The organism is Acidovorax sp. sif1233 (assembly GCF_019218755.1).
In the GTDB taxonomy this organism is placed as follows: Bacteria; Pseudomonadota; Gammaproteobacteria; order Burkholderiales; family Burkholderiaceae_C; genus Acidovorax.
This window is the reverse complement of sequence record NZ_JAHUWZ010000001.1, coordinates 1,180,430-1,206,125: the sequence shown is the minus strand read 5'-3', so window position 1 is coordinate 1,206,125 and position 25,696 is coordinate 1,180,430. Positions and strand designations below refer to the sequence as shown.

General features: G+C 66.9%; 24 protein-coding genes and 1 pseudogene. 5 read left to right on the top strand and 20 right to left on the bottom strand.

Annotated features, from left to right (window positions below; translation table 11 throughout):
• Positions 1 to 84 precede the first annotated feature (84 nt).
• From KW843_RS05510 to KW843_RS05500, 3 genes and pseudogenes are all read right to left on the bottom strand, one after another.
• Positions 85 to 891 carry a hypothetical protein gene (locus KW843_RS05510; RefSeq protein ID WP_255594551.1) on the bottom strand — a complete coding sequence of 269 codons (807 nt, stop codon included), beginning with the start codon at positions 889 to 891 and terminating at the stop codon, positions 85 to 87.
• Complete coding sequence (locus tag KW843_RS05505) at positions 806 to 1,639, bottom strand: hypothetical protein (RefSeq protein WP_370628456.1); 834 nt, start codon at positions 1,637 to 1,639, stop codon at positions 806 to 808. Before KW843_RS05505 ends, KW843_RS05510 begins: the two co-directional genes overlap by 86 nt.
• A gap of 86 nt (positions 1,640 to 1,725) precedes the next feature.
• Positions 1,726 to 2,236, bottom strand: a pseudogene (locus KW843_RS05500) (lipocalin family protein).
• Positions 2,237 to 2,402: 166 nt separating this feature from the next.
• Here KW843_RS05500 and KW843_RS05495 point away from each other — a divergent pair.
• Complete coding sequence (locus KW843_RS05495; protein WP_218294064.1) at positions 2,403 to 2,657, top strand: glutaredoxin; 255 nt, start codon at positions 2,403 to 2,405, stop codon at positions 2,655 to 2,657.
• A gap of 9 nt (positions 2,658 to 2,666) precedes the next feature.
• Here KW843_RS05495 and KW843_RS05490 read toward each other — a convergent pair whose 3' ends face one another.
• From KW843_RS05490 to KW843_RS05420, 15 genes are all read right to left on the bottom strand, one after another.
• Positions 2,667 to 3,134 carry a DM13 domain-containing protein gene (locus KW843_RS05490; RefSeq protein ID WP_218294063.1) on the bottom strand — a complete coding sequence of 156 codons (468 nt, stop codon included), beginning with the start codon at positions 3,132 to 3,134 and terminating at the stop codon, positions 2,667 to 2,669.
• A gap of 82 nt (positions 3,135 to 3,216) precedes the next feature.
• A complete protein-coding gene (locus KW843_RS05485) occupies positions 3,217 to 4,083 on the bottom strand; it encodes an alpha/beta fold hydrolase (RefSeq protein ID WP_218294062.1) in 867 nt (288 codons plus the stop codon).
• Positions 4,084 to 4,129: 46 nt separating this feature from the next.
• The gene (locus KW843_RS05480; RefSeq protein WP_218294061.1) at positions 4,130 to 5,296 is read right to left on the bottom strand and encodes an ABC transporter substrate-binding protein; all 1,167 of its coding nucleotides are present in this window, start codon (positions 5,294 to 5,296) and stop codon (positions 4,130 to 4,132) included.
• 100 nt (positions 5,297 to 5,396) lie between these two features.
• Positions 5,397 to 7,526 carry a D-(-)-3-hydroxybutyrate oligomer hydrolase gene (locus tag KW843_RS05475; protein ID WP_370628455.1) on the bottom strand — a complete coding sequence of 710 codons (2,130 nt, stop codon included), beginning with the start codon at positions 7,524 to 7,526 and terminating at the stop codon, positions 5,397 to 5,399.
• A 100-nt stretch (positions 7,527 to 7,626) separates the two neighbouring features.
• On the bottom strand, positions 7,627 to 8,700 hold the full coding sequence (locus KW843_RS05470) for a branched-chain amino acid ABC transporter permease (protein ID WP_218294059.1): 1,074 nt from the start codon (positions 8,698 to 8,700) through the stop codon (positions 7,627 to 7,629).
• A gap of 16 nt (positions 8,701 to 8,716) precedes the next feature.
• Positions 8,717 to 9,703 carry a branched-chain amino acid ABC transporter permease gene (locus tag KW843_RS05465; RefSeq protein ID WP_218294058.1) on the bottom strand — a complete coding sequence of 329 codons (987 nt, stop codon included), beginning with the start codon at positions 9,701 to 9,703 and terminating at the stop codon, positions 8,717 to 8,719.
• A gap of 115 nt (positions 9,704 to 9,818) precedes the next feature.
• On the bottom strand, positions 9,819 to 10,562 hold the full coding sequence (locus tag KW843_RS05460) for an ABC transporter ATP-binding protein (protein WP_218294057.1): 744 nt from the start codon (positions 10,560 to 10,562) through the stop codon (positions 9,819 to 9,821).
• A complete protein-coding gene (locus KW843_RS05455) occupies positions 10,559 to 11,332 on the bottom strand; it encodes an ABC transporter ATP-binding protein (RefSeq protein WP_218294056.1) in 774 nt (257 codons plus the stop codon). Before KW843_RS05455 ends, KW843_RS05460 begins: the two co-directional genes overlap by 4 nt.
• 270 nt (positions 11,333 to 11,602) lie before the next feature.
• Positions 11,603 to 13,075, bottom strand: a complete 1,473-nt coding sequence (locus KW843_RS05450) for a PHB depolymerase family esterase (RefSeq protein ID WP_218294055.1) — start codon at positions 13,073 to 13,075, stop codon at positions 11,603 to 11,605.
• A gap of 175 nt (positions 13,076 to 13,250) precedes the next feature.
• Positions 13,251 to 14,444, bottom strand: coding sequence for a substrate-binding domain-containing protein (locus tag KW843_RS05445; protein WP_218294054.1), 1,194 nt, complete (start codon positions 14,442 to 14,444; stop codon positions 13,251 to 13,253).
• Positions 14,445 to 14,596: 152 nt separating this feature from the next.
• The gene (locus tag KW843_RS05440; RefSeq protein WP_218294053.1) at positions 14,597 to 16,108 is read right to left on the bottom strand and encodes a sigma-54-dependent Fis family transcriptional regulator; all 1,512 of its coding nucleotides are present in this window, start codon (positions 16,106 to 16,108) and stop codon (positions 14,597 to 14,599) included.
• 116 nt (positions 16,109 to 16,224) lie between these two features.
• Positions 16,225 to 16,902: a DUF2325 domain-containing protein gene (locus tag KW843_RS05435; protein ID WP_218294052.1), complete on the bottom strand. Its 678-nt coding sequence runs from the start codon at positions 16,900 to 16,902 to the stop codon at positions 16,225 to 16,227.
• A 207-nt stretch (positions 16,903 to 17,109) separates the two neighbouring features.
• Positions 17,110 to 18,615 carry a tripartite tricarboxylate transporter permease gene (locus KW843_RS05430; protein WP_218294051.1) on the bottom strand — a complete coding sequence of 502 codons (1,506 nt, stop codon included), beginning with the start codon at positions 18,613 to 18,615 and terminating at the stop codon, positions 17,110 to 17,112.
• Between the two features lie 12 nt (positions 18,616 to 18,627).
• Positions 18,628 to 19,146, bottom strand: a complete 519-nt coding sequence (locus KW843_RS05425; protein WP_218294050.1) for a tripartite tricarboxylate transporter TctB family protein — start codon at positions 19,144 to 19,146, stop codon at positions 18,628 to 18,630.
• Positions 19,147 to 19,222: 76 nt separating this feature from the next.
• A complete protein-coding gene (locus KW843_RS05420) occupies positions 19,223 to 20,182 on the bottom strand; it encodes a tripartite tricarboxylate transporter substrate binding protein (RefSeq protein ID WP_218294049.1) in 960 nt (319 codons plus the stop codon).
• A gap of 125 nt (positions 20,183 to 20,307) precedes the next feature.
• Here KW843_RS05420 and KW843_RS05415 point away from each other — a divergent pair, with 125 nt between their 5' ends.
• From KW843_RS05415 to KW843_RS05405, 3 genes are read left to right on the top strand one after another with little or no spacing between them, the layout of a single operon-like run.
• A complete protein-coding gene (locus KW843_RS05415) occupies positions 20,308 to 20,994 on the top strand; it encodes a response regulator transcription factor (RefSeq protein WP_255591356.1) in 687 nt (228 codons plus the stop codon).
• A complete protein-coding gene (locus tag KW843_RS05410) occupies positions 20,991 to 22,460 on the top strand; it encodes a sensor histidine kinase (RefSeq protein WP_218294047.1) in 1,470 nt (489 codons plus the stop codon). The genes KW843_RS05415 and KW843_RS05410 overlap by 4 nt, the downstream gene beginning before the upstream one ends.
• Entirely contained in the window at positions 22,457 to 22,882 is a 426-nt protein-coding gene (locus KW843_RS05405) for an RNA-binding S4 domain-containing protein (protein WP_218294046.1), read from the top strand. The genes KW843_RS05410 and KW843_RS05405 overlap by 4 nt, the downstream gene beginning before the upstream one ends.
• A gap of 127 nt (positions 22,883 to 23,009) precedes the next feature.
• Here KW843_RS05405 and KW843_RS05400 read toward each other — a convergent pair whose 3' ends face one another.
• Complete coding sequence (locus KW843_RS05400) at positions 23,010 to 24,374, bottom strand: heavy metal sensor histidine kinase (RefSeq protein WP_218294045.1); 1,365 nt, start codon at positions 24,372 to 24,374, stop codon at positions 23,010 to 23,012.
• Positions 24,371 to 25,060, bottom strand: a complete 690-nt coding sequence (locus KW843_RS05395) for a heavy metal response regulator transcription factor (protein WP_218294044.1) — start codon at positions 25,058 to 25,060, stop codon at positions 24,371 to 24,373. Before KW843_RS05395 ends, KW843_RS05400 begins: the two co-directional genes overlap by 4 nt.
• 165 nt (positions 25,061 to 25,225) lie before the next feature.
• On the opposite strand from KW843_RS05395, the gene KW843_RS05390 reads away from it, so the two are divergent.
• Positions 25,226 to 25,576 (top strand): DUF4148 domain-containing protein, encoded by a 351-nt coding sequence (locus KW843_RS05390; protein WP_218294043.1) that lies wholly within the window; start codon positions 25,226 to 25,228, stop codon positions 25,574 to 25,576.
• The last annotated feature ends 120 nt before the right edge of the window (positions 25,577 to 25,696 follow it).

The window sequence follows — 25,696 nt, the reverse complement described above, 5'->3', positions numbered from 1 at the left end:
TGCGAGCGGCTTGCAACGGTTGCGGTCACCCAAGCAGGTCACTTGGAAGACTGGTTCGGGCCCATGTCCGACATTCGACAACCTTCATGTGAACCAGTCATAAAACACCTCGATCTGGCTTGTAGCGACCAAAGCTTGGAGCGGAAAGACCCGCCAAGGAGTTGCGACCTCCATGTCATTGAGGCGAACTAACAATTGATCTCGTACAGCCGGCTTCACCTCCTGCCGCCAGTTCAGTACCTGGCCCCAGGTTGAACTCCCGTTCAAGTGCAAAGGAAACCGTGCGGTCTGAACTGAAGCGCTATAGGCCGTTGGAAAGAGCCGCCTATATGCCTGCAGGTTGTAGAGCCAGGAAACGCCGCGCACGGTTGTAACGCTGGGCTCAGTGCGCTGAACATGCGAAATCAGATCTTGCAGGTCGGCCCTCCTCGCACTGAAATTCTCAATAGCCAGCGGACTGGAATTGATTCCATCCGGCGCAACAAAGTGGATGCGCAAGGTACCGCATGCATCGGGCGGATCGTAAGAGAAACAGCCGAACGACCGTGTGACTTCGACGTAGGAAAGAGATCGTTGGAACCCGGCACATAAAGCGACTTGCTCGGCATGGTCATCGACCGCGCTTTTTACCCTGTCCAGAAAGAGATCCCACCTACTCGCGCCAGTGTCCCCCCACAGATTCAGCCTGCGTCGCAAGTTGGTACAGCGGTCAATGGCGACGTCGAACGGCACTGCTGCTTTCACCGCGTAGCACTTGGCAAATTTCAATTGAAGGGAGAAATAGTCCTCAAGCATGGATATGACGTTAGCACCGTCTTGCCAACTTCCGTTGCCGTGTGGCAGAGACTGCAGGGAGGTGAACGGCATTGCGGGGGGCTGTGCGTGAGACATGGCGCGGTCCTGCGGTGGGAGTGGCGTTGGGTGATGGGTAGGGAGGGCTATAGCGCATCCAGCCGCGTGCGCAGGTCAGCGGCATGGTCGCGCAGCGCATCGAGTTGCGGACCCTGCATTTTGGAGTTGCCTGTACACCATGCCCAGCCGGAAGCTCTGGCTCAACGTGGCATCGGCCGGGCTTGCTGCTGTCGCGCGCCACCCAGCGCAGCGGGCCGGTGTTGATGAAGGCGCCCTCCCACGGCATGGCCACGGGGGCAGCGTAGCGCAGCATCACGGCCCAGCGGCCACGGCAGCGCCAGCGCGCGCTACGGGGGCGAGCAACGGTACGGCCTGCGGGGCAGGCACCGCCAACATCACAGCGTCGTAACGCTCGTGGAGTGGGCCGTGCTCTGCGGAGGTGATGGTCCAGCCGCTGTACGGTGGTTTGCCACTGCGCCTGCGCACGGTCGCCCAGGCTCTGCACCAGCCATGCGGCGGGCGACGTCATGCGCGGTGTACCCACAAACCGCTCCAGCGGAGTGTGCGGCGTGGTCCATATGCTGCCGTCAAAACTGGCCAGGCGGGCATCCCACACTGCGGCCACGCCCGCCCGCTGCCAGTGGGCCACCTCCGCACGAAAGGCGGGATCGCGGGCGGTGAAATACTGCGTGCCGTGGTCGCACAGCCAGGCACCGTGCTCGTCTTCAGGGCAACGGGTGCTCATGCGGCCGGAAGGTCCACGGCTTTTGTCAAACACATGCACCATGTGGCCTGCCTGCAGCAGCGCCTGCGCACACGACAGACCTGCCAGGCCTGCGCCAATGGCGGCAATGGTTTGTGGCGCAGGGAGCTTCATGATTTTGGGTCAGTGCGTTCGTGGGTCACCCAGATCAGCGCCTGGGTGTCGATGCCCCAGGACGTTGGCACGGGCGATGAGCTGCTCGCGCACGGCGGGGCCAGTTGTTTGGTGCGCGACAAGATCCAGCAGTAGCTGAGGTCGGGCCCCACCACCAGCGCCCATTGGTAGTCCGCATCCAGCGCGGCCACGTGGTAGCTGCCGTAGAACGGACCAAAGAACGACACCTTGAGCGACGCGGTGTTCGCATCGCCGGTGAACTTCGCCTTGCCGTCCGCCTGGCGCCAGCCATTCTTGCCGGTGTCAAAGCCCCGGTTGCACACGCACGCTGTCGTCCCCCTGACGCTGGTAGGTGGCGCTCACGTCCGTCATGCCGCGTTCAAACGAATGGTCGAGCCGGGCGACTTCGTACCAGCAGCCTTCGTAGCGGGCCAGGTCGAACGGGGTGAAGGGTGTGATGCCGGGGGGTGGGCTGGCGGATGAGCAGCCAGTGAGGGCCAACACCATGGCAACCATCACCAGCAACACGGACCGGTGGGCTCAGGGGAACAATCGGGGCATAAATTACCAAGCAGTCGCAAAACAAACCAAATGGCAACTCGATGGGATTTCCGTGCGGTGTCGGATGGCCTCTGGCACGTCTGGCCCATACCGTGCCCCGTAAACTTGCACCATGGCTCTTCAAATCACTGTGTATTCCAAGTCCGCCTGCCCGCAATGCGAGTCGGCCAAGATGCTCCTCAAGTCGCGCTCGCTGCCGTATGAGGAAATCAAGATCGATGACGAGGCCGAGCGCCTGGCCTTTTATGCCAAGTGCGGGCCCTCAGTGCGGCAGATGCCACAGATCTTTATCAATGACCAGCGCGTAGGTGGACTGGCCGGGTTGCAGGCAGCGTTGGCGCAAATCGCCCCGCAGAGCCCAGCTTAACGGCCTGAACTACCGGTACTGCGCCGCGGTGATGAACTCGCTGAAGGTCTCACACCACACGATCACGGTGTTGAACTTCGTAAGGTCCACGCCCTGCGGCACCGGGACGATGAAGTTGTTGAACGTCTTCACATCCCCCACGCGCAGCATCTGGGGCTTGAGGCGCTTGAATTCGGCCTCGGTCTCGACAAACTCGGGCGACAGGTAGAGCTTGTAGTCCGGCCCCGGGGCCAGCTTGCCCAGCAGGCTGACGGCCTGCGGGCCGAGGGACACGGCGCCCTCGCCCCAGTGCAGGGCGTCGCTGTCTTTCAGGTCACGGCGGAAGGTGGCCGTCCATTGGGCGGTGGGCAGGCTGGATTGGATCTCCTGCTGCGTGGGCGCAGCCGGCGCTATCAAGATCGGCAGCACATACACACCCAGCGCAAACCCCAAAGCCAGGGCAAGCAGGTGCGAGGCGATGAGCAGCAGGGGTTTCATGGCGAGGGGTTGCGTGGTGTGGGCCCAATGTACCGCGCAGCGCCCTCGCCTTCAACGCTGCGCGACTCCCCGCTCCATCCGTTCAGGATGCGCGTGCCAGAAACCCGTCTACCAGCGCGTAATGCTCCGGCACATTGAGCGCGGGGGCATGGCCGCAGCCGGGCACCTCCACCACCTGCGCCAGCCCGCGCGCGCCGGGGCCCCGCGTGAGCATCTCGGCGGTGGTCTCGCGCAGCACCAGGTCGGATTCCGCACCGCGCAGGCACAGCACGGGGATCTCCAGCGCGTCGTAGTGGTCCCAGATCAGATAGTCGTTGGTGTGGTGCGTGAACTGCTGCACCATGGCCGGGTCGTAGTGCGGCGTCACGCGGCCGTCGGGCAGGCGCCGGGTCGAGGTCTCGGTCAGGCGACTCCACTGCGCATCGCTGAGCCAGCCGTAGGGTTGGTACACCTGCCGGAAGAAGGCTTCCAACTCCATCACGGTGTCAAACGAGGGCGGGTGGCCCGCATAGGCCTTGATGCGCTCGAGCGCGGCATCCGCCAGGCGGGGCGCGTTGTCGTTGAGCAGCAGGCTGGCGATGCGCTCCTTGAGCTGCGGCTGGAACAGGCCCGATGCGCACACCGTGCCGATCGCCCCACCCATCGACGTGCCCACCCAGTGCGCCTTCTCGATGCCCAACTGGTCGAACAGGCCGGCCGCGATGCGCGCGTAGAACGACAGGCGGTACTCGTCCTGCGGCGCCCGCGCCCACTGGCTCAGGCCCCGGCCGATGGTGTCGGGGCAGATCACGCGGTAGCGCGGGGCGAGGTGCGCGGCGAGTTCGTCCATGTCGCGCCCGGTGCGCGCCAGGCCGTGCCATGCCACCACCACGGGGGCATCGCGCGCGCCCCACTCCATGTAGTGGATTTCATAGCCGGCGCAAGTGGCGTAGCGCGAGATGGGGGACATGGTGGCAACCTTTGGGAACAACAGATGGAAAACAGGTGGCGGCCGGCTACTTCATGAGGCGGCCATTGCTGCCAATGACGGTGACCTCGACATAGCGCGAGCCGATGCGGTTGGTGGGCGAATAGCCCAGCGTGATGCCGCCCAGGTCATAGCTCTGCATCGACTCCAGCGCCTTGACGACCTTGGTGCGCGTGGGCAGGGGCCCGGCGCGGCGCAGGGCTTCGACCAGTACCTTGGCGCCCAGGAACTGCTCGAAGCTGGTGTAGTTGACCTCGGCATCGGGCGCGTATTTCTTGAGCAGCGACTGGTACTCGCGCACCACCGGCAGCTGAGGCCGGTAGGGGTACGGCACCACCTGGCTGATGCCCAGGCCGTGGGCGTTTTTCAGGCCCGCCAGCTTGACCAGTTCGGTCGGGTCCACCACGGAGATGTTGTACAGCTGCGCGCCGCCGCCCTGCTCGCGGTAGCGCTGGATGAACGCGGCCGCGGGCTTGTTGACGGCGATCATGATGACGGCATGCACGTCGGCCGCCTTGATGGCCTTCACGGCATCGTCCACCTTGTCGGTGTTGCGTTCATAGCCGGCCGCCACCACGAGCTTGAGGTTGCGCTTGGCCAGCGCCGCCTCCACGCCCGCCAGGCCCGCCTTGCCAAAACCGTCGTCCTGGTACATCACGGCCACGCGGTTCATGCCCAGCGTGGTGAGCTGCTGGACCATGTGTTCAGTCTCGTCCGCATACCCGGCGCGCACATGGAAGATCCACGGGTTGAAAGGGTTGCGCAGGGATTCGCCCCCCGTGTAGGGCGCCACCAGCGCGGCGCCGCCCTGCTCCAGCACGCCGTCGGCCAGCAGCTGGGTGATGTTGGCCGTGCCCGCGAAACCGTACAGCGCCACCACCTCGGGCCTGGCCAGCATCTCGCGGGTCAGCTTCACGGTGTCGTCCACCTTGTAGGCATCGTCCACCACCGCCTGGCGGATGGAGGCGCCATGCACGCCGCCCTGGGCGTTGATCCAGTCGAAGTAGATCTTGCCGCCCAGCACCATCTGCGCGCCGGTGCTGGCCAGCACGCCCGACAAGGGCGCCACCTGCCCCACCACGATCTCGGCGGCACGCGCGGGCGCAGTGCCGCCAGCGGCGCCAAGCGCCAGCACAACGGGCACCGCCAGCGCCGACGCCATGCGGCGGCCCCAGGTCTTCATCACAGCGTTCATACATCCATCCTTTGCGCCAGAAACACATGGCCCCGGCGCCACGCCCACCGCGGGCGCGGCACACGGGGTGATTCCCTCTTTCGCCAGCCGGGGGCCCGCGTCAGTCGGGGATGGAGATGGCGCCTGCCGCAATGGCAATGGCATTGGCCGCAGCGGGCACGGTGGCCAGTGGCGGCACGTTGGCGGCGGTGATGGCCGGCGCGCTGCCCGGTGTGCCGCCCCGGGGCACGGTGCGCACCACCTGGCTGGCGGGCAAGGCCTTGCCATTGGCCAGGTGCTCGTACACGGCATCGAGCGCGTGGTTCAGGTACACGTGCAGCGGTACGTAGCGCGTGTCGTAGCCCGGCAGCACCGTGGGCAGGCCGATGAAGCTGTCGAAATGCTGGGCGTTGGCCACTTCCACATAGCTGAGCCGGCTGGCTGCGCCCTCGATCTTCTTGTTCAACGCGGCATAGGGGCGCGAGGTGTGGCTCACGGGCAGCAGCGCATCGGCCCGGCCGTGCACGATGACGGCGGGCTTGCCCCGCAGGTTGCCGTTGCGGCGGGTTTCATCCACGCCGGCCTGCAGCTTCCTGGCCGCTGCGTCGGTGCCGGTGACCAGGTTGCGCAGGCACAGCGCGCCCGCCGTGTTCCAGTCGGCCACGCCCGCGTCCGAGAACGACAGGAAGTCGCGCGCCGGGCCCAGCTTGCCCAGGTTGTTCACGAGGTTGATGCCACCGGAAGGCGGCACGCCGTTGCCGGTGGCGAACATGCCCGGCAACGCTGCGGCCGCCAGGGGCACCACCGCGCCCGTGGTCGCCGTGGCCGCGTAGCTGAAGCCGCACAGGTGGTCCTTCACGCTGCTGCGCGACAGGCTGTTGGCAAAGGTCACCGCCACGGCCGGGGCCACTTCGAACGCGGCCAGCGAGGCATGCAGGTCGTTCGACTCGGGCTCCCAGCCATAGGCGCGCAGCTTTTGCAGCGCCTCTTCGGCCTGCGCTGCGGTGGTGGAGGCCGACAGCAGCCCCGCCGTCTTGAGCGCCGCGCAGCGGTTGGGCGCGATGGGCAGCGCCGCGCTGGCAAACCCGGCCGCGAACGCCGCGGCGAAGGGGCTGGCGCTGACCGACGGCGCCAGCGATGCACAGGCCTGGTACAGGTTGGCGTAGGTGGTGAAGTCCACCAGCGTCTTGCCCGTGACCGCCACCTCGGTGCTGCCACGGCGCACCGTGACGCCAGGGTTGGCGGGCAGCTCCAGCGCGGGCTCGGACACGGCCACACCGCTGATCAGGCCCTGCGTGTCCTGCTCGGCGGCGGCGATCGCCGCGCCGCCACCGTTGGAAATGCTGGACGCAATCACGATGGTGTTGCGGGGCGTGAGCGTCTTCAGGCGCTGGCCGGCCGCGTTGGTCTCGCCGTGGCGCTGGTTGAGGACGTAGTAGCCGAACTCCACCGCCTGCAGCGTCGTGGTGCCCCAGTCCTTCTCGGCGTTCTGGCCTGAATGGGCATGCTTGAAGGCGAAGCGGTCGGGGGTGGCCTTGTTGAAGGCCGCGAGCTCCGATGCCGTGAGCCCGGCATTGAAGGCCGCATCCTTGCCCGCCGCGGTGGCGGTGGTCCGGGTGCCGTCGATGAGCGGCACGGTGTCGTTCTGCAGGTCGTGCGGCGCACCGCCCGTGCCCTTGTCCGAATACGCCACGGCGCAGCCGCGCTTGAGGCCCCACTCGCCCGTGGAGATGCCGCCATACACGCCGCGCGAGCCCGACGTGGTCGCGGTGATCATGCAGGGCTTCCTGGAATCGAAGCTGGCAGGCACCTGCACCATCAGGGTGACATTCTTGCGGCCCGTGCCGTCGTCGGCGAACGCGATGTACTCGGTGCCCGCCACCTTGCCCTCGCCCGCCGTGACCTTGCCCTGCGCGTCCACGTTGGGGCCGTACAGCAGGCCGTAGCCACCCGCGGCCGTCATGTCGAGCATGGCGCGGTAGTTGGTGTGGATGGCCGTGCGGCGCAACTCGGCGGCGGTGGGCTTGAGCGGGTCGGCATAGGCGGGCGGCAGCGCCGCCGCCATGCCGGTGGCACCGAGGCCCGCGGTCAACAGGTCGTTGCTGCTGCCGTCATAGGCAGTCTCGGCAATGGCGCCCAGGTATGCGGGCTTTGCATTGAGGGGGACGTGCTCGCCATCCCCACCGCCACAGGCGGCGAGAACGGCGGCTGCCACCGCGGCGGGAACGAACGGACGAAACCCTGTCTTCATGCTCATCATGTGCTTGTCTCCTGGTATTTTTCTTCGCGTTGCTTCTTGCACAGCTGACCCACGCCCCTTCCGCACCAGCCCGCGTGCGGGAAGGGGCCGCCTACCCCGCCTTGCGCGCAGCTGCCGCGCGCAGGCGCCCCACCACACCGGTAGGGAAGTAATACACCGACAGAACGAACAGCACGCCCAGCCACAGCAGCCAGCGGTCCGGCGAGAGCAGCGCAGACAGCCAGGGCAGGCCCGAGGTGGCCTCGTGCCCCAGGCGCAGCAGGTCCTGCAGGTAGCTTTGCGCCACCAGGAAGAGCACGGCGCCGATGGCCGATCCGTAGATGGTGCCCATGCCGCCGATCACCACGATGAGCAGGCAGTCCATCATGATTTCGAAGCTGAGCGAGGTGTCGGGTCCGTTGTAGCGCAGCCAGAGCGCGAGCATCGCGCCCGCCATGGTGGCGAACAGCGCCGACAGCACGCTCGACGTGGTGCGGTACACCACCACGCGGTAGCCGATGGCCTCGGCGCGGAACTCGTTCTCGCGGATGGCCTGCAGCACGCGGCCGAACGGTGAATTGACGATGCGCAGCAGCGCCAGCACCAGCGCCAGCGCCGCGACGAACAGCAGGTAGTAGCAGATCAGGCGGCCGTCGATGGCCACGCCCAGGAAGGGCTCTTCAAAGGGCTCGAAACTGGGCGACAGGATCTCGGGCACCTTGAAGGTCAGGCCGTCTTCGCCGCCGGTGATGTCCGACAGCTGCGAGGCCAGCGTCTGGAACGCCGCGGCAACGGCCAGCGTGATCATCGCGAAGAAGATGGCGCGCACCCGCAGCGAGAACAGCCCCACCGCCAGCGACAGCAGCAGCGACAGCAGCAGCGCGCCGCCAATGCCCACGCCCAGCGCCGTCCAGGTCGGCCCCAGGCGGGTGGTGGCCACCGCGATGCCGTAGGCCCCGATGCCGAAGAACATGGTGTGCGCGAAGCTCACGATGCCGGTGTAGCCCAGCAGCAGATCGAAGCTGGCCACCAGCACCACGAAGATCAGCACCTTGGCTGCCACCGACAGCGCCTTGACGCCCGGGAACAGGAAGGGTGCAAACGCCAGCCCGATGAGGATGGCCACCAGGATCACCGCGAGCACCTTGCTGCGCGGGTAGTCGTTGGAAAGAAGTCGGTTCAGCATGTCTTGGGGCTCCTCTTCAACGGTTCGCGACCGGGTACACACCCTGCGGACGCCAGAGCAGGATCGCAACCATCAGCGCGATGTTGGAGAACAGCGCCACCTTGGGCACCAGGAAGCCGGTGTAGTTGGCCATGAGCCCCACCAGCAGCGCGCCGATGAGGGCGCCGCCCGTGGACCCGAGGCCGCCGATGATGATCACGATGAAGATCAGCACGTTGACCTGCGCGCCCATCTGCGGCACCACGTTCTGCTGGTACAGGCCCCACATCACGCCACCCAGGCCCGCCAGGGCCGAACCCACCACGAACACGCCGATGAACAGGCGGCGGATGCGGTAGCCCAGGCTCTCGACCATCTCGCGGTCCTGCACGCCGGCGCGGATGAGCAGGCCGACCTTGGTGCGCGACAGCGTCCAGGCCAGCACGGCGAACACCAGCAGCCCCACGGCCACGGCCACCAGGCGGTATTTCTCGATGGCGGCATCGCCAATGAGCAGCGAGCCACGCATGCCCTCGGGCAGCGGCAGCGGGATCTGCGCGGGGCCCCAGATGACCTTGATGAGTTCTTCACCAATGATCATGCCGCCCATGGTGATGAGGATCTGCTTGAGGTGCTGGCCGTACACGGGCCGCACGATGAAACGCTCGAACGCCAGGCCCACCGCGCCCGCCACGGCCATGGCCACCAGCATGGCGGGCAGCACGGCCAGCAGGTTGCGCCACAGCTCGGCGCTTTGCGTCCAGTCGCCCATGGTGCCCAGCACGCTGGTGGCCACGAAGGCGCCCAGCGCGATGAACACGCCGTGGCCAAAGTTGAGCACGTCCATGAGGCCGAACACCAGCGTGAGGCCCGAGGCGATGATGAACACGATCATGCCCATGGCCAGCCCCGCCACCGTGAGCGTGAGCCAGGTGCTGGGCGAGCCGATGAAGGGCAGCACCAGCAGTGCCAGCGCGGGCACCAGGGCCAGGGGCTTCCAGTCGAAGTCGCGGGTGATGCTCATGCCCGGTCTCCTTGCGTGGCAAGCGCCACGCGCTTGAATGCTATATTTTTAATAGCTTTTGGCGCTTTGCCATCCAGCGCCAGAGGCCAAAATAGCTTGAAATTTTTTGTGGAATTCATAGTGCCAACCCCAGCAGCGACCGCTGCAGTGCCTCGTCCTGCGCCAGCGCGGCCATGCTGCCCGCATGCACCACCTGGCCGTTGTCCATCACGGCCACGGTGTCGCCGAGCCGCTTCGCGAAGTTGATGTTCTGCTCCACCAGCAGGATGGTCACGCCGCTCTTCTTGAGCTGGTCGAACGCCTCGATCATGTTGTTGATGATGGCGGGGGCGAGGCCCTTGCTGGGCTCGTCCACGATGAGCAGGTCGCGGGGCTCGACGATGGCGCGGCTCACGGCCACCATCTGCTTTTGCCCGCCGCTGAGCTTGCCGGCCGGGTGGTTCCAGAATTTCTCCACGGCAGGGAAGAGCTTGAAGATCCATTCGAGCCGCGCCGTGTCCATCTGCGCTGCGTTCTTGGCGCCGCGCGCGGCCAGCAGCATGTTTTCCTTCACGGTCAGGTCCGCGAAGATGCCCATGTTCTCGGGCACGTAGGCGATGTTCATGCCCGCGATCTGCGGGGTGTTCAGCGCCGTGATGTCCTTGCCCCCGAAGTGGACCGAGCCCTGGGACGCATGCCACAGGCCCATGATGGTGCGCAGCGTGGTCGTCTTGCCCGCGCCGTTGCGGCCCAGCAGCATGGTGAGCTGGCCCTTGGGCACGGCCAGGTCGACACCGTGCAGGATGTGGTACGCGCCGATGTGGGTGTGCACGCCCCTGAGTTCGAGCAGGTTGCCGGTATTGTTGTTGGTGGTGGTCATGCTGCCGCCTCCTTCGTCACGCCCAGGTAGGCCTCTTGCACCACGGGCGAGGCGATCACTTCTGCCGGCGGGCCGTCGGCCACCAGCGTGCCGTTGGTCAGCACGATGATGCGGTCGGCCAGCTCGCGCACCACGTCCATCTTGTGCTCCACCAGCAGGATGATCTTGGTCTTGTCTTTTTTCAGCTCGCGGATCAGGTTCAGGATCACGGGCGCCTCGTCGTGGCTCATGCCGGCCGTGGGCTCGTCGAACATGTAGACCTGCGGCTCCAGCGCCATGAGCAGCGCCACTTCGAGCTTGCGCTGGTCGCCGTGCGGCAGGCTGGCCACGGGGGTGTCGCGGCGCTCGTGCATGGCCACCGTGTGCAGGATGGCCAGCGCCCGTTCGGTCAGCGCGCGGTGGTCGCTCCAGATGCTCCACAGGTTCAGGCCCCGGCGGTGCTTGCCCTCCTGCGTGGCCTGCACGGCCAGGCGCACGTTCTCCAGCACGCTGAGGTTCGGGAACAGGTTGGTGAGCTGAAACGCCCGGCCCAGGCCCGCATGCGTGCGCGCCGAGACCGACTGGCCCGTGAGGTCCTGCCCGCCCAGCGTGACGCTGCCCGCCGTGGCGCGCAGCTGCCCCGAGATGAGGTTGAAGTACGTGGTCTTGCCCGCACCGTTGGGGCCCACGATGGCGGTCAGCGTGCCGGGCTCGAAGGAGCAGGTCACGGCGTTGACCGCCACGTGGCCGCCGAAGCGGATGGTCAAGTCCTTGGTGGCCAAGGTGCTCATGGGTGGTGTTTCACTTTCACGGTCGTCGTCATTTCATTCAAAGAGGCCGGCAACCCAGCCCTGGGGCGGGATGCCAAGACCTGCACTGCGTTTTCATCGCCAAACAGTCTCCGCAACTGGCGCGGGCGAAACCAGCAATCGCCGCGCAAGGGCCGCCCAAGCTGCACAGCGGCGTTTCTCCTGCGTGCGCTGGCGCCTCCCCTTCCCGAATGGCGCAGCCATCCGAGAGAAGGGGGAAGACGCGAAGCGGCTCACGGGGTTGTACATGCTTCAGCAGGTACCGATCACGTAGTACCCGGGGCTGGTCTGCTTGAGCGTGGTGGTCACGAACACGTTCCACCAGCCCATGCCCTGGTTGGAGCCCAGGGCATACGCGAAGCCCGCATAGGCGTACGCCCGGCCCGCGAGGGTGTGCGCATAGTTGCTGGCCGTGGTGCAGGTGCCCGTGCCGCCACCCGGCGCCGCCAGCGTGGTGCCGGATGCCGCTGCGGACACGGCGCCTTCGGCTCCGTTGGCATCGGCGGCACGCACGGTCCAGTTGTAGGTGGTGGAAGCGGCCAGGCCGGTGTCGCTGTAGTTCGTGGCGGTCACGGGCAGCGCGTTGACCTTGTTGGCGTTGCGGTACATGTTGTAGCTGGCAGCGCCCGAGACGGCATTCCAGACAATCGCCATGCTGCTGGCGGTGGCGCCCGAGGTGCTCACGCCCGTGGGGGCAGGCAGGTCCACCGGCGGGTTGGTGGTGCCGCCGCTGGAGACCCGGTCCACCATGGCCTTGATGGCCGCCATCTGCGGACCAGACTTCTTGGCGTAGTTGGCGTTGTCGTAGCCCCACCAGTCAAAGCAGCTGTTGGTGGCGGCCGTGCTGGTCTGCGGGTACAGCATCACCATGTTGTTGGTGTCGGCCCAGCGGTTGTAGCCGGTGTTGCGCACGTACTGCTGCTGCACATCGCTGATGTTCTGCTTGCAGCCATGCAGCACCACGTGCAGCTTGCAGGTGGCGCTGCCGCCCGCCTGGCAGGCCTGCGGCACATAGGCCCAGCCCGTGGCGGCCATGCCGTGGTTGGAGATGAATTCGCTCTGGTTGAACTCGATGAAGTTGCCGGTGGGCAGCGCCGCGTTGTTGCGCGCATTGAGCGGGCCGTACAGGTGCTGCAGCATGGCACCGGCCAGGTCGAAGTTGCAGTTGCTGATGTAGGGCGCGGCCTTGGTGGTGCAGCCGTTGCCGTAGTCGTCGGTGACCATGGCGTGCTCGGCCGCGATGTCCTTCTTGTAGACCACGTTGGCGGCCGGCACGAAGCTGTTGTAGTAGGTGCGCAGGGCATCCATCACGCCGGTCTTGACCGCACTGTCGAGCGTGCCCGAGAACAGGTAGACCTTCGAGTTCTGCAGGTTGGCCACGGGGTCGATGGCGCCTTGGCCGGCCCAGGTGTTGGTGGTGCTGACCAGCGTGCTGGTGGGAATGCCCGCCGGGCTGGCCATGCAGCGCCCCGTGGCATTGACGACCGAGCCCTCGGCGCAATTGAACGGCCCGCCCGCGACCACGCCCACGCCCTTGGCAAACGTGGCCGAATACGCCACGTGCAGTTGCACGGCCATGAAGCCGCCAGCCGACAGGCCCGACACGGTGGTCTGCGTCTTGTCGATCTTGAGCGCGGGCAGGTTGACGGCGGCCATCGCGCCGCCCGCTGCGCACATTGAAATTACAGCCCCTGCTGCAGCCGCCCGGATGAAATTGAAAGCCATGTTGTCTTGTCTCCAAATAATTTTGAGAAAAACCGACCCTGCCCCCGTGTGATCCGGGGGTTCATGCATCAATTCACTGGAAAAAGAGGGGCGGCCGCCCCTGCGGGATGAACCCCGAAGGAGCAGGATGGTTGTCCTGTCCGTCGGGCCTCGCTAACGCATCGAAAAAACCGGCCTATCGCTTGTTGCGGATCGGCACGTTCATTTCTTCAGGCTTGATCTCGCGCACCAGCTCGGGCACGCCCCAGGCGAAGGCCGGGTCCACCTTGATCTTGAAGTGGTACATGCTCTGCATGGCCTGGTGGTCTTCCTTGCGGAAGGTCATCTTGCCCTTGGGGGTCTCGAAGCTCATGCCCTCCATGGTCTTGATGAGCTTGTTGGTGTTGGTGTCGCCGTTCGTGGCCTTGAGGGCCGTGACCAGCGCCATGGCGGAGCTGAAGCCGCCGGCGGTGAAGAAGTCCGGCGGGGTCTTGAACTCCTTGTAGTGCGCGGCCACCATGGCTTCGTTCACAGGGTTCTTGGGGATGCCGAAGTAGTAGTACGTGGCGCCTTCCATGCCAGGGAAGTTCTTGTACGCGGCCATGGCGGGCAGGATGTTGCCGCCCGTGGCGATCTCGATGTTGTAGCGCTTCAAGTCCATGTCGGCGATCTTGAAGGGGTTGCCCGCGCCGGCCCAGATGATGAAGATGACCTTGCGGCCGGGCACGTCCTTGAGCTTGTCGATCAGGCGCTGGGCACCGGCAGTGAAGTCGGTGGTGGTCGTGGGCAGGTACTCCTCGTGCACGAGCTTGGCGTTCTTGAGCGCGTCCTTGAAGGCCTTCACGCCGTCGCGGCCGAAGGCATAGTCCTGCGCCAGCGTGGCCACGGTCACGCCGGCCTTGTCGACGGCCACGGCGTTGGAGATGGCATCCTGGCTGCTGTTGCGGCCGGTGCGGAAGATGTACTTGTTCCACTTGTCGCCGGTGATGGCGTCGGCCACGGCAGGCTCCACCAGCAGGATCTTCTTGTATTCCTCGGCCACGGGCAGCAGCGCCAGGGCCACGCCCGAGGACGTGGGGCCGACGGCGATGTCGGCCTTGTCGTCCGAATAGGCCGAGGCCAGCAGGCTCTTGCCCAGGTCAGGCTTGCCCTGGTCGTCCTTTTCAATCACGACGAGCTTCTTGCCATTGACGGTCATGCTGCCGCCGGTGGCGTAGTTCAGGCCCATCAGCAGGCCGGTCTGGGTCTGCTTGCCATAGGCCTCCAGCGGGCCGGTCTTGCTGTAGATGTGGGCGATGCGGATTTCCCCGGCCTGGCCGAAAGCGGGGGTGGAAAGCGTGGCGGCGGTGACGGCAGCGGTGGCCAGGGCGACCAGGGTGCGACGATGCATGGCGATGTCTCCTTGTTGTGATGCCTGAACATTGCACAGTTCATGCCAGCATGCAAGCTGTTGATTTGTATGAAAATCCTGCTGACGCCTGCGGGACATGGTCTGATTTTTGAACAATCTAATTGTATAAATATCAGACATATGTCTGATATTTATTCAGGGTTTTCCAGACGTCCATACAGCGTGGCCCGCGAGATGCCCAGTTGCCGTGCGGTGGCGAGCTTGTTGCCGCCATGGGCTTTCAGGGTGGCCGCGATGGCGCGCCGCTCCAGCTCGGCCACCTGCTCGGCCAGCGGACGCAGGTAGCGGCTTTCGTCCTGGGCATCGGTTATGGAAGCCGTGTCCAGCACCGGCGCGGGAGCGGCCGGCTCCACGCCGGCCTCGCGCAGGACACGCTCGAGCTGGGCGGCGTCGATGGACGGCGAGTCGCTGCGCATCACGGCCTGCTCCAGCACGTTGCGCAGTTCGCGGATGTTGCCGCGCCAGGGCTGGCCCGCCAGCAGCGCCATGGCATCGGGCAGCAGCTCGGGCGGGGCCGTGCTGTTGCGCAGCGCCAGGTCTTCACCCAGCGCCTCCACCAGGGCCGGGATGTCGGTGCGCCGCACGCGCAGCGGCGGCACGCGCACGGGCAGCACGTGCAGGCGGTAGAACAGGTCCTCGCGGAACTTGCCCTCGCGCACCAGCGCGGCCAGGTCACGCGACGTGGCGGCCAGGATGCGCACGTTGAAGGGCACGAGCTTGTTGGAGCCCAGTGGCTCGATCTCGCCCTCTTGCAGGGCCCGCAGCAGCTTGGCCTGCAGGCTTTGCGGCATGTCGCCGATTTCGTCGAGGAACAGCGTGCCGCCGTCGGCCAGCTTGAACTTGCCGTCGCGCCCCTTGCGGTCGGCACCGGTGTAGGCCCCGGGGGCCACGCCAAAGAACTCGGCCTCCAGCAATGTGTCGGGCACGGCGGCAATGTTGACGCTCACGAACGGGCCGCTGGCGCGGCTGGATGCCGCGTGGATGGCATGGGCCAGCAACTCCTTGCCCGTGCCCGTCTCGCCCAGCAACAACACGGGGCTGCTGGACTGCGCCGCGCGGCGCGCCTGGCGCTTGACCTCGGCCGCCGCAGGGCTGGAGCCAATGAAGCTGGCAAAGGTGTACTTGGCGCGCCGCTCGCCGTCGCCCGCCACGGCCAGGGAGCGGCTGCGCTGGCTGGCCAGCTCGCGCCGCGCGTCGTCCAGGTCCCGCTGCAGCAGCGCGAACTTGCTGATCAGCGGCTGCAGCGTGGTCTCGGGGTGGTCGAACAGCACGATGCCGATGGCGCCGATCACGCGGTCGGCATCGTCGCGCAGCGGGATGCGGCTGACCACGAAGGTGCCGGCCTTGTTGGTGAGCAGGTCGATCAGCACGGGCTGGCCGGTCTCCAGCACGCGGCGCATCTGGGTGTTGGGGATCACCTCTTCCACCGTGCGGCCCACGAACTGGTCGACCGAGGAGAACCCCAGGTCGGGCAGAAAGCGCTGATAGCCCTCGTTGACCCACACGATGCGCCCGCTGCGGTCCACCAGGAACATGCCCTGGCTGACGCTGGAAAACAGCTGGAACATGGACCGCGCCGCCAGTTCGAGAATGCCCTGGGCATCCAGCGGCAGTGCGGGGGCGTCGTCGGTGAGCAGGGGCATCCGCGGATGGTAGCGCGGCGCGGCCGCCACAGGCGCCACGGGCCCGGCGCCGCACCTCGACCCCGCGCCGCCAACCACTATCAAATCAATAGCATCTTGCGCTTATTCCTTCAGCGCTAGCGGCCATTTTCATTCAAGATCAACGCCTCCTGCCCGGTGGTGGTGCCGTCCGCAGGGCGCTGCGCGCGCACCATGCGCAGGACCACCATGGGCTGGATGGCGGCCAGCGCCTCTGCCTCTCGCACGGCCAGGGGCTGGTCCACCAGGATGCAAGGCTTGCCCGTGCGGCGGCAGTGGTCCTGCACCCGCCAGTACTCGTCATGGCTGATGCAGCCGGTCTGGCAGATCACCAGGTCGGCCGCGGCCAGGTTGGCGTCGAGCGCCGAGCCCGCGGGCGCCCCGCGCAGGGCGCCGGCCGGGGCATGCACGCGGGCCGCCGCAGCGCCGCTGGCGGGCTCCACGGCGCTGGCGGGAGCCGCATCGGCCTGTGCCGCCAGCCGCCAGCGCAGGCATTCGCGCGACAAGCTCGCGATGCGCTCGGCGAGCACACCGATGTGGAGCGCCATGGCCTTGCGGCGGGGCAGGCCGGGGTGCGCGGCCTTCATCTGCTCCAGTTCATCCCGCGCCATCGCCAGGCGTGTGTCCCGCACGATGACCTGGGCGCGCAGCCGCACCACCTGGCGCTGCAGTGCCTCGATCTGCGCGGCCTGGGCGGCCATGGCGGTGCTGCAGCGCTTCTGTGCATCGCCCAGTTGGCGGCAGAGCGCCAGAAACTCCTGCGGAAGTGATTGCATGCACCATCCTTGCAAATAAGAACTATTCGCATTTTATGGTACGATTCACGGCTTGTGAGCACGCAAGTCACCTTGGTGGGGAAGGCAACGGGGGCATGAAACCCTTGTGGTCTGGCTTGCGAAATCCGCCGTCTGCACCAGCCGGTGCCCGCATGAAAAAACCGCGCCATGTGGCGCGGTTTTCTTTTTTGCGAGCCTTTGTGTGTATCAGCGCTCCAGCGCCGCCAGCTTGCGTGCCGCCCAGCGCCGCAGCAGGCGCGGCACGATGAGCACGGACAGCACGATGACGATCAGCGTCAGCGAACCGGGGCGCTCCAGGAAGATCGTCCACTTGCCTTCGCCAATCGACACGGCGTTGCGCATCTGCGCCTCTGCCAGAGGCCCCAGGATCATGCCCACCACCACTGGAGCGGCCGGGAAGTCGAAGCGGCGCATCACCACGCCCAAGAGGCCGATCGCATACAGCAGCACCAGATCGAACGCGCTCTGGCGCATGCCGTACACGCCCAGCGTGGAGAACACCAGGATGCCCGCGTACAGGTACGACTTGGGAATCTTGAGCAGCTTCACCCACAGGCCCACCAGCGGCAGGTTCAGGATGAGCAGCATCACGTTGCCGATGTACATGGAGGCGATCAGTGCCCACACCAGCGCGCCATTGGTGTCGAACAGCTGCGGGCCGGGCTGGATGCCGTAGTTCTGGAACGCACCCAGCAGGATGGCCGTGGTGTTGGACGTGGGAATGCCCAGCGTGAGCAACGGGATCAGCGTGGCCGTGATGGCCGCGTTGTTGGCGGCCTCGGGGCCCGCCACGCCTTCGATGGCGCCGGTGGTGCCGAACTCTTCCTTGTGCTTGCTCAGCTTCTTTTCAGCGGCGTAGCTCAGGAAGGTCGGGATCTCGCTGCCGCCCGCGGGCACGGTGCCGAACGGAAAGCCGATGAAGGTGGCGCGGATCCATGCGGGCCACGAACGCCTCCACTCCTCCTTGGTCATGTGCGTGCTGGTCAGGCGGTTCTGGGTTTCGTCGGTCCTGCCTTCGTACATCACGTTGTACAAGGCCTCGCCCACGGCAAACAGGCCCACGGCGATCAGCACGACCTCGATCCCGTCCATCAGCTCGGGCACGCCACCGGTGTAGCGCGCCTGGCCCGAGATCTGGTCGATGCCGATGAGGCCCATGGCCAGGCCGACGAACAGCGCCACCATGCCGCGCAGCGTGCTCTTGCCCAGCACCGCGCTCACGGTGGTGAAGGCCAGCACCATCAGCATGAAGTACTCGGGCGGGCCCAGGCGCACGGCGTATTCAGCCACCAGGGGGGCAAAGAACGTGACCAGCACGGTGGCGATGGTGCCCGCCACGAACGAGCCGATGGCGGCGGTCGCCAGCGCCGCGCCCGCACGGCCGTTCTTGGCCATCTTGTTGCCCTCCATGGCGGTGACCATGGAGCCCGCCTCACCGGGCGTGTTCAGCAGGATGGACGTGGTGGAGCCGCCATACATGGCGCCGTAATAGATGCCCGCGAAGAAGATCATGGAGGCCGTGGCCTCGACCTTCACGGTGATGGGCAGCAGCATGGCCACCGCCACGGCCGGCCCGATGCCGGGCAGCACGCCCACGGCGGTGCCGATCATGCAGCCCACGAAGGCCCACATCAGGTTGATGGGAGTGGCAGCGGTGGCAAAACCCTGCATCAGGAGGTTCAACGTTTCCATGGCGTGCAGGCTTTACAGCCACCCCGTGTTGGTGAGGCCGGGCAGGTTGATGGCCAGCAATTGCGTAAACATCCAGAACACCGGCGCGGCCACGGCCACGCCAATGAGGGAATCCTTGATCCAGGCCCGCAGGCGCAGGTCCAGCTCGCCTTCCGAGCTCTTGAAGCCCCGCACCGACAGCACGAAGCACAGCGCGCAGCTCAGGATGAAGCCCAGCGTCGTGATGAGCAAGGCATTGAGCAGCAGCCCGGCCGACACCCAGATGAAGCCCTTCCAGTGGGCGCGCTCGTCGCCCGAGCCCTCTTCCAGCTCACGAAAGCCCCCGGTCAGTGCATGCACCACGCAGAGCACGCCGCAGATCAGCAAGGCGATGCTGACCACCCAGGGAAAGAAATTGGGGCCCACGCCGCCGTAGCCCGCCTCCGAGCTGACCGTGCTGGCACCCCAGGCCAGAAACAGCGCAAGCACCACCAGGCCCGCCCCTATCAGGGTCTGCAAGGGCTTGGAGCGCGATGAATGTTGTTGTGTCATGTTTTTCCTTCACCGGGCGGGCAGCAAGGCCGCGCACCCCGCAGGGGCCGCGCAGCCGAGGCCTAACTTGCTGGCCTCAGATCATCCCCGACTTGGCCATGGTGGCGCGCATGCTGGCGAACTCGGCATCCACGAAGTTGGCGAACTCGTCGCCGGCCATCCATGCGGGGGTCCAGCCGTTCTTCTCCATCGCATCTTGCCAGGCCTTGTGCTTGAAGGTCTTGGACAGGGCCTCGATCAGCGCCTTGCGCTGCTCGGGGGTGATGCCAGGCGCGCCGTACACGCCGCGCCAGTTGCCGATTTCCACGTTGATGCCCTGCTCCTTGAGCGTGGCGACGTTCACGCCCTTCAGGCGCGAGCCCGAGGTGACGCCCACGGCGCGCATTTTGCCCGCGGTGATGTACTCGGCGAACTCGCTGTAGCCGCTGCCGCCGACCGTGACGTTGCCGCCCAGGATGGCGGCGGTGGCCTCACCACCCCCACGGAAGGCCACGTAGTTGATCTTGGCGGGGTCCACGCCCACTTCGCGGGCGATCATCGCTGCCGCGATGTGCTCGGTGGAACCACGCGAGCCACCGCCCCACTTCACGCTGCCGGGATCCTTCTTGAGCTGGTCCACCACGTCCTTCATGGACTTGAAAGGCGAATTGGCGGGCAGCACGAACACGTTGTATTCGCTGGTCAGGCGCGCGAGCGGGGTCACCTTGTCCAGGCCCACGGGCGGCTTGCCGGTGATGATGCCGCCCAGCATCACGGCGCCCATCACCATCAGGGCGTTCGGGTCGCCCTTGCTGGCGTTGACGAACTGGGCCAGGCCGATGGCGCCAGCGGCGCCGCCCTTGTTGTCATAAGACACCGACGACGCGACGCCTGCATCCTGCATGGCCTTGCCCAGCGCACGGCCCGTGGTGTCCCAGCCACCGCCAGGGTTGGCGGGAATCATCATCTTGATGGCGTGGGCGCTCTGGGCCGATACCGGCAGCACGCCGGCGGCGGCCATGGCAGCCAGTGATTTCAGAAACATATCGCGACGCATGGTGTCTCCTTGTAAGGTTTGCGAACCGTTCGATGATGCGCGCGCTGCCTGTCAAACGGCTGTCCTGCGACTCAGGGAAAACACCCATACGGCGCATGCGATGAGACGATGCTATGGTGCCGCGCATGCAATTGCTCCTCGTTGAAGACGACCCCACCATGCAGGCGACCCTGCACCGTGCACTGACCCGGCGCGGCATGGAGGTGACCGCGGTGGGCGACGGCAAATCCGCCCTGAGCCAGTGGGCGTCCCGCCAGCCCGACGCCGTCATCCTGGACCTTACCCTGCCCGGGCTCGACGGCCTGCAGGTGCTGCAGCAGGCGCGCGCGCGCGGCCTGCGAACGCCGGTGCTGATCCTCACCGCCCGAGGCACCGTGGGCGACCGGGTGATGGGGCTGAACGCAGGGGCGGACGACTACCTGCCCAAGCCCTTCGACCTGGACGAACTCGAGGCCCGGCTGCGTGCCCTGGTACGCCGCAGCGCGGACCCCCTACCCGGCACGCAGCTGGCTCCCAGCACCGTGCAGATCGGTGCCATCCGCTATGACAAGAACAGCGGCGCGCTGTATCTCCAGGGCGAGGTGATGGAGCTGACGCCGCGCGAGCTGGCGCTCATGCACGCCCTGCTCGCCCAACCAGGCCACGCCGTCACCAAGGAGCGGCTGTACGAGCTGGTGTTCCCCGGCCAGCTGGATGTGCAGTACGAGGCCATCGAGGTCGTGGTGTACCGCCTGCGCAAGAAACTGGCGGGCACCGGCCTGACCCTCATGACGCTGCGCGGGCTGGGCTACCTGCTGCGGACCGACGCATGACCGCAGCCCCCGCCGGCGGGCACCGCCACCCTTCGCTGCGCAGGCGCCTGCTGCTGGGCATCCTGCTGCCGGTGGCGCTGTTCATCGGCTTCAATACCTTCAGCCTGTACCAGCAGACGCTGGCATCGCTGCACACCGCCTACGACCGCACGCTGCTGGCGTCCGCCAAGACCATCAGCGAACAGCTCGACGTGAAAGGCTTTGACGACGCGGCCGAATTGCGCGCCACCGTGCCCTACTCGGCCCTGGAAGCCTTTGAGGCCGACAACCAGAGCCAGATGTTCTACCGCGTCTCCAACCTGCATGGCGAACTGGTCTCGGGGTTTGCCGAACTGCCTGTCTGGCGTGGAAAGATCCCGGACCGCCCGCCCTACGCCGCGCTGGTGGACTTCTACGACGACCGCTTTCGCGACCGCGACGTGCGCGTGGCCGTCCTGCTGCAGCCCGTGGCCAGCTCCGAAGGCCGGGCCATGGCCGTGATCCAGGTGGCAGAGACGCTCGAAGTGCGTGAAACGCTGGCCCTGCAGATCCTGCGCAACACGTTGCTGCGCCAGGCCCTGCTGATTGCCGTGATCGCCCTCACCGTGGTGCTGGTGGTGCAGCGGGCCATCCATCCCGTGCGGCAGCTGAGCCTGCAGCTGCAGGACCGCCGGGAGGGCGACCTGAGCCCCATCGCCGCCCCCTCCACGCCGCGCGAACTGCAGCCGCTGATCGACGCCACCAACGAAGTGATGCAGCGCCTGCGCCACCTGCTGCGCCACCAGAAGCGCTTCGTGCGCGATGCCTCCCACCAGCTGCGCACCCCCCTGGCCGTGCTGAAGACCCAGGTGCAATCGGCCCTGCGGGGCGACGTGGAGCCCCGGCAGGCCCTGCACGAGATCAGCGACACGGTAGACCGCGCCACCCAGCTGGCCAACCAGATGCTGGCGCTGGCGAAGGTGGAGCAACTGCGCCAGCAGAGCGCACCGCCCACCACGCGGCTGGACGATGTGCTGCGCACCGTGGCGCTGGAGATATCACCACTGATCGCGCAGCGCGACCTGGACTTCGGCATACAGACCGTGCCCGCGCGGGTCCAGGCCCACGAGTGGATGCTGCGCGAACTGAGCCGCAACCTGCTGCACAACGCCGTGCGCCATGCGCCGCAGGGCAGCGAGCTGACGGTGGACCTGCGCACCGACAGCCACCATGTGGCGTTGACCCTCAGCGACCAGGGCCCCGGCATCGACGGCGAGCTGGCGGCCCGCCTCTTCCAGCCGTTCTCGGCGGGCGACGTGCGCGCCGGCAGCGGCCTGGGCCTGGCGATCTGCCGCGAGATCGTGGAGGCCATCGGGGGCAGTATCTCGCTGACCAACCGCGTGGTGGGCCACCGGGTGGCGGGCCTGGATGCCGTTGTACGCCTGCCACTGGCTGCGCCATCGGCTGACAGTGCAAACCACGCACACGCGTCACAATCCTCCGCATGAACACCTCGGAGACAATGCGGCTGGACAAGTGGCTCTGGTGCGCCCGCTTCTACAAGACGCGCAGCCTGGCCACCGAAGAGATCGGCAAGGGCCGCGTGACGGTCAACGGCCAGCTGGCCAAGCCTGCACGCGACCTGCGCTGCGGCGATACCGTGGCCTTGCGCCAGGGCCCCCTCGCCCGCACGGTGCTGGTGCGGGGCCTGAGCGGGGCGCGCGGACCCGCCCCCATTGCGCAGCAACTGTACGAGGAAACGGCGGACAGCATCACGGCGCGTGAACAGGCTGCCGAACAGCGGCGGCTGGCCCCCGAACCCGCCGCCACGCTGCAGGAGGGCCGCCCCACCAAGCGCGACCGGCGCGATATCGAGCGCGTGGGCGCGCGCAGCTGGGGAGACCGCTGGAGCGCGTCGATCGACGAATAGGCCGTCCCCGAAACACCCGACCAGGCTCCGTGCCACCAGCCCTGGCTTGAAACACGCCAGGAGCAGGAGGGCCCGCCCCCGGGGGCTCCGCCTCCTTCGGCCCCGCGCGGACAGGATCGCCCCCTGCCTAGCTGGCAGGCAGCTCCAGGCCGATGGCCGTCACCCCGCCAGACGATGTGGCCACCGTCCGCCCGCCATGCATGCGGGCTATGGCGTCCGTGATGGCCAGGCCCAGGCCATGGTTCCTCTGGCCGTGGGCCCGCGAGGGATCCGCTCGGAAGAATCGGTCGAACAGCCGCGCCAGCACCTCGGGCGCCACGGTCTCCCCCTCGTTGACGACCATCACTCCGCCCCCGCCTCCCGGCAGGGGAGCGATGCGCACCTGCACCGCCGTACCCTGGCGGGCGTGGCGCACCGCATTGCCGATGAGATTGGACAGCGCTCGGTGCAGCAGCGGGACATCGAACTGCCCCGCCGCATCACCCGAGATGTGCAATGCCAGCCCCGCGTCCGCCAAGGCGGCCTCGTGAAATTCCGCCACCTGCGCCACCACCCGGGCGAGGCTGGGGGTGGACTCGCGGCGGGCGCCCGCGCCCCGGTCGGCCTGGGAAAGAAAAAGCATGTCGTTGACGATGCCCGTGAGGCGCTGCAATTCCTCCAGGTTGGAGGCCAGCACCTCGCCCAGCTCTCCCGCATTGCCCGCGCCGCCGCCAAGCAGCCCGCGCAACGCCAGCTCGTTGCTGGCCTGCAATGTCGCCAATGGCGTGCGCAGTTCATGGGCCACATCCGCGTTGAATCCCTCCACCTGGACATAGGCCTTTTCCAGCCGGCCGAGCAGGCCGTTGAACTGCTCGACGAGCGGCTGCAACTCGGCGGGCTGCCCTTCCGTGCCGAGGCGCTGGTGCAGCGTGTCGGGCGAAAGCGCCCGCACCTGCGCCGAGAGGGCGCGCACGGGCGACAACCCCAGGTGGACCAGCGTGAAGCCGCCCAGCGACACCACCACCGCGCCCGCCAGCGCAGCGACCCACAGCGTGACGGCCATGCGGCGCAGCAACTGCTCATCGGCCTGGATGTCCAGCGCCAGCCATACCCGCAGCACGCGGCCGGGCGCCTCTGGGCGCTGGGACGCCACCTCGAAGCTGCGCTCGCGCCAGGCCAGCAGCGGCGGATCGCCCCGCGCAACACGGGGGTAGAGCACCTCCCCCTCCCCGGTCGACACCCGCAGCCGGAAGTTGTCGTGCCCGGCCAGGAAATCATCCAGCAGATGGACGTCGTTCCAGGGCTGCGGCATGGGGTGCATTCCCCCGCCCGACAAAAGATGCCGCACCACGGCTTCCTTCTGCTCCAGCTGGCTGTCCTGCCGTTCGCGAAATCCCGCCGCCGTGACCAGATACACCAGCAGGCACACGGCGCCCAGGCCCGCCAGGCTCTGCGCGGCAAGCCACCAGGACAGCCGCCGGCGCAGCGACCCGGGTGCACGCGTGCCCGTCATGCGCCGCGCGCTTCCATCACATACCCCATGCCACGGATGGTGTGCAGCAGGGGTTCGGGAAAGGGCACGTCCATCTTGCTGCGCAGCCGCCGGATGGCGACCTCGACCACATTGGTCTCGCTGTCGAAGTTCATGTCCCATACCTGGGCGGCGATCTCGGTGCGCGAGAGCACTTCCCCCTGGCGGCGCAGGAAGAGCGTGAGCAACAGAAACTCCTTGGCCGTCAGGTCCAGGCGCTGGCCCGCGCGCGTGGCCTTGCGCCGCAACAGGTCCACTTCCAGGTTCGCCAGTTGCAGCACCGTGGCGCACGCCGATCCTGGTTGCGCCGCCCGGCTGCGCCGCACGATGACCTCGATGCGCGCCATGAGTTCGGAGAAAGCAAACGGCTTGACCAGATAGTCATCCGCGCCCGACTGCAGGCCCAGCACGCGGTCCTCCACCTTGGTACGGGCCGTGAGCATGAGCACAGGGGTCTGGCGGGTCTTGCGCAGCGCGGCAAGCAGGCTCAATCCGTCGATGCCGGGCAGCATCACGTCAAGCACCAGCAGCGCGTAGTCGCCCTCCAGGGCCATGTGCAGGCCATCGACCCCGTTGTGCGCCACGTCCACCACATATCCGGCCTCCGCGAGCCCCTTGCGCAGGTAGTGCGCAAGCTTGACTTCGTCTTCGATGAGCAGAACTTTCATGCCCGGATTGTCAAAGAACATGGCGGGGGCCGCGATTACAAATTCGTCAGGCAGCGGTGGGCACCCTGTCGGCATGGCGTTTTTACAGTATCCCCATGCACTGGCAGGCACCTGCGGCCAGGGCATGCAACCCCGGATCACTCCCCCTGAAAGGAAACACCCTCCATGTCCCGCAAAACCATCCTCAACGCACGCACCGCCTTGTTCGCGCCATTGGCAGCGCTCGCCATGGCGATGCCTGCCGTCGCCACCGCCTCATCCCTGTATCACCCGGCGGGCGGCGAGGTGGGCTACACCACGCACCCGGACCACCTGCAAGGGGGAAAGCAACGCAGCGACGTCCTGCGGGACATCGAAGCCGCCCGCAAGGACGGCAGCCTCGCCCTGCTCGCGCGCGGCTATGCCCTGCCGCAAAGGAATACCGGCACGCCCAAGACACGCGAACAGGTGCAGCGGGAATTCCTGGAGACGCCCGCCGCGGAGAAGCAGCGCCTGCAGGAAATGCACGGGGGCTGATGCCCCCCACGGATGCAGCCCCGCCAGCAAGGGCCCGGGCCAGCACCCCACCCGCAGTCACCGGTCCCTCCGGTCTGTGAAAGCGCCGCCTCGACCCAGCCACCATTTCTGCAAGCGTGG

What these genes read in the sequence shown, in the direction of transcription:
- KW843_RS05510 (WP_255594551.1), bottom strand. Translation starts at nt 891, where the DNA reads ATGTCTCACGCACAGCCCCCCGCAATGCCGTTCACCTCCCTGCAGTCT.
- KW843_RS05505 (WP_370628456.1), bottom strand. Translation starts at nt 1,639, where the DNA reads ATGGTGCATGTGTTTGACAAAAGCCGTGGACCTTCCGGCCGCATGAGC.
- KW843_RS05495 (WP_218294064.1), top strand. Translation starts at nt 2,403, where the DNA reads ATGGCTCTTCAAATCACTGTGTATTCCAAGTCCGCCTGCCCGCAATGC.
- KW843_RS05490 (WP_218294063.1), bottom strand. Translation starts at nt 3,134, where the DNA reads ATGAAACCCCTGCTGCTCATCGCCTCGCACCTGCTTGCCCTGGCTTTG.
- KW843_RS05485 (WP_218294062.1), bottom strand. Translation starts at nt 4,083, where the DNA reads ATGTCCCCCATCTCGCGCTACGCCACTTGCGCCGGCTATGAAATCCAC.
- KW843_RS05480 (WP_218294061.1), bottom strand. Translation starts at nt 5,296, where the DNA reads ATGAACGCTGTGATGAAGACCTGGGGCCGCCGCATGGCGTCGGCGCTG.
- KW843_RS05475 (WP_370628455.1), bottom strand. Translation starts at nt 7,526, where the DNA reads ATGAAGACAGGGTTTCGTCCGTTCGTTCCCGCCGCGGTGGCAGCCGCC.
- KW843_RS05470 (WP_218294059.1), bottom strand. Translation starts at nt 8,700, where the DNA reads ATGCTGAACCGACTTCTTTCCAACGACTACCCGCGCAGCAAGGTGCTC.
- KW843_RS05465 (WP_218294058.1), bottom strand. Translation starts at nt 9,703, where the DNA reads ATGAGCATCACCCGCGACTTCGACTGGAAGCCCCTGGCCCTGGTGCCC.
- KW843_RS05460 (WP_218294057.1), bottom strand. Translation starts at nt 10,562, where the DNA reads ATGACCACCACCAACAACAATACCGGCAACCTGCTCGAACTCAGGGGC.
- KW843_RS05455 (WP_218294056.1), bottom strand. Translation starts at nt 11,332, where the DNA reads ATGAGCACCTTGGCCACCAAGGACTTGACCATCCGCTTCGGCGGCCAC.
- KW843_RS05450 (WP_218294055.1), bottom strand. Translation starts at nt 13,075, where the DNA reads ATGGCTTTCAATTTCATCCGGGCGGCTGCAGCAGGGGCTGTAATTTCA.
- KW843_RS05445 (WP_218294054.1), bottom strand. Translation starts at nt 14,444, where the DNA reads ATGCATCGTCGCACCCTGGTCGCCCTGGCCACCGCTGCCGTCACCGCC.
- KW843_RS05440 (WP_218294053.1), bottom strand. Translation starts at nt 16,108, where the DNA reads ATGCCCCTGCTCACCGACGACGCCCCCGCACTGCCGCTGGATGCCCAG.
- KW843_RS05435 (WP_218294052.1), bottom strand. Translation starts at nt 16,902, where the DNA reads ATGCAATCACTTCCGCAGGAGTTTCTGGCGCTCTGCCGCCAACTGGGC.
- KW843_RS05430 (WP_218294051.1), bottom strand. Translation starts at nt 18,615, where the DNA reads ATGGAAACGTTGAACCTCCTGATGCAGGGTTTTGCCACCGCTGCCACT.
- KW843_RS05425 (WP_218294050.1), bottom strand. Translation starts at nt 19,146, where the DNA reads ATGACACAACAACATTCATCGCGCTCCAAGCCCTTGCAGACCCTGATA.
- KW843_RS05420 (WP_218294049.1), bottom strand. Translation starts at nt 20,182, where the DNA reads ATGCGTCGCGATATGTTTCTGAAATCACTGGCTGCCATGGCCGCCGCC.
- KW843_RS05415 (WP_255591356.1), top strand. Translation starts at nt 20,308, where the DNA reads ATGCAATTGCTCCTCGTTGAAGACGACCCCACCATGCAGGCGACCCTG.
- KW843_RS05410 (WP_218294047.1), top strand. Translation starts at nt 20,991, where the DNA reads ATGACCGCAGCCCCCGCCGGCGGGCACCGCCACCCTTCGCTGCGCAGG.
- KW843_RS05405 (WP_218294046.1), top strand. Translation starts at nt 22,457, where the DNA reads ATGAACACCTCGGAGACAATGCGGCTGGACAAGTGGCTCTGGTGCGCC.
- KW843_RS05400 (WP_218294045.1), bottom strand. Translation starts at nt 24,374, where the DNA reads ATGACGGGCACGCGTGCACCCGGGTCGCTGCGCCGGCGGCTGTCCTGG.
- KW843_RS05395 (WP_218294044.1), bottom strand. Translation starts at nt 25,060, where the DNA reads ATGAAAGTTCTGCTCATCGAAGACGAAGTCAAGCTTGCGCACTACCTG.
- KW843_RS05390 (WP_218294043.1), top strand. Translation starts at nt 25,226, where the DNA reads ATGTCCCGCAAAACCATCCTCAACGCACGCACCGCCTTGTTCGCGCCA.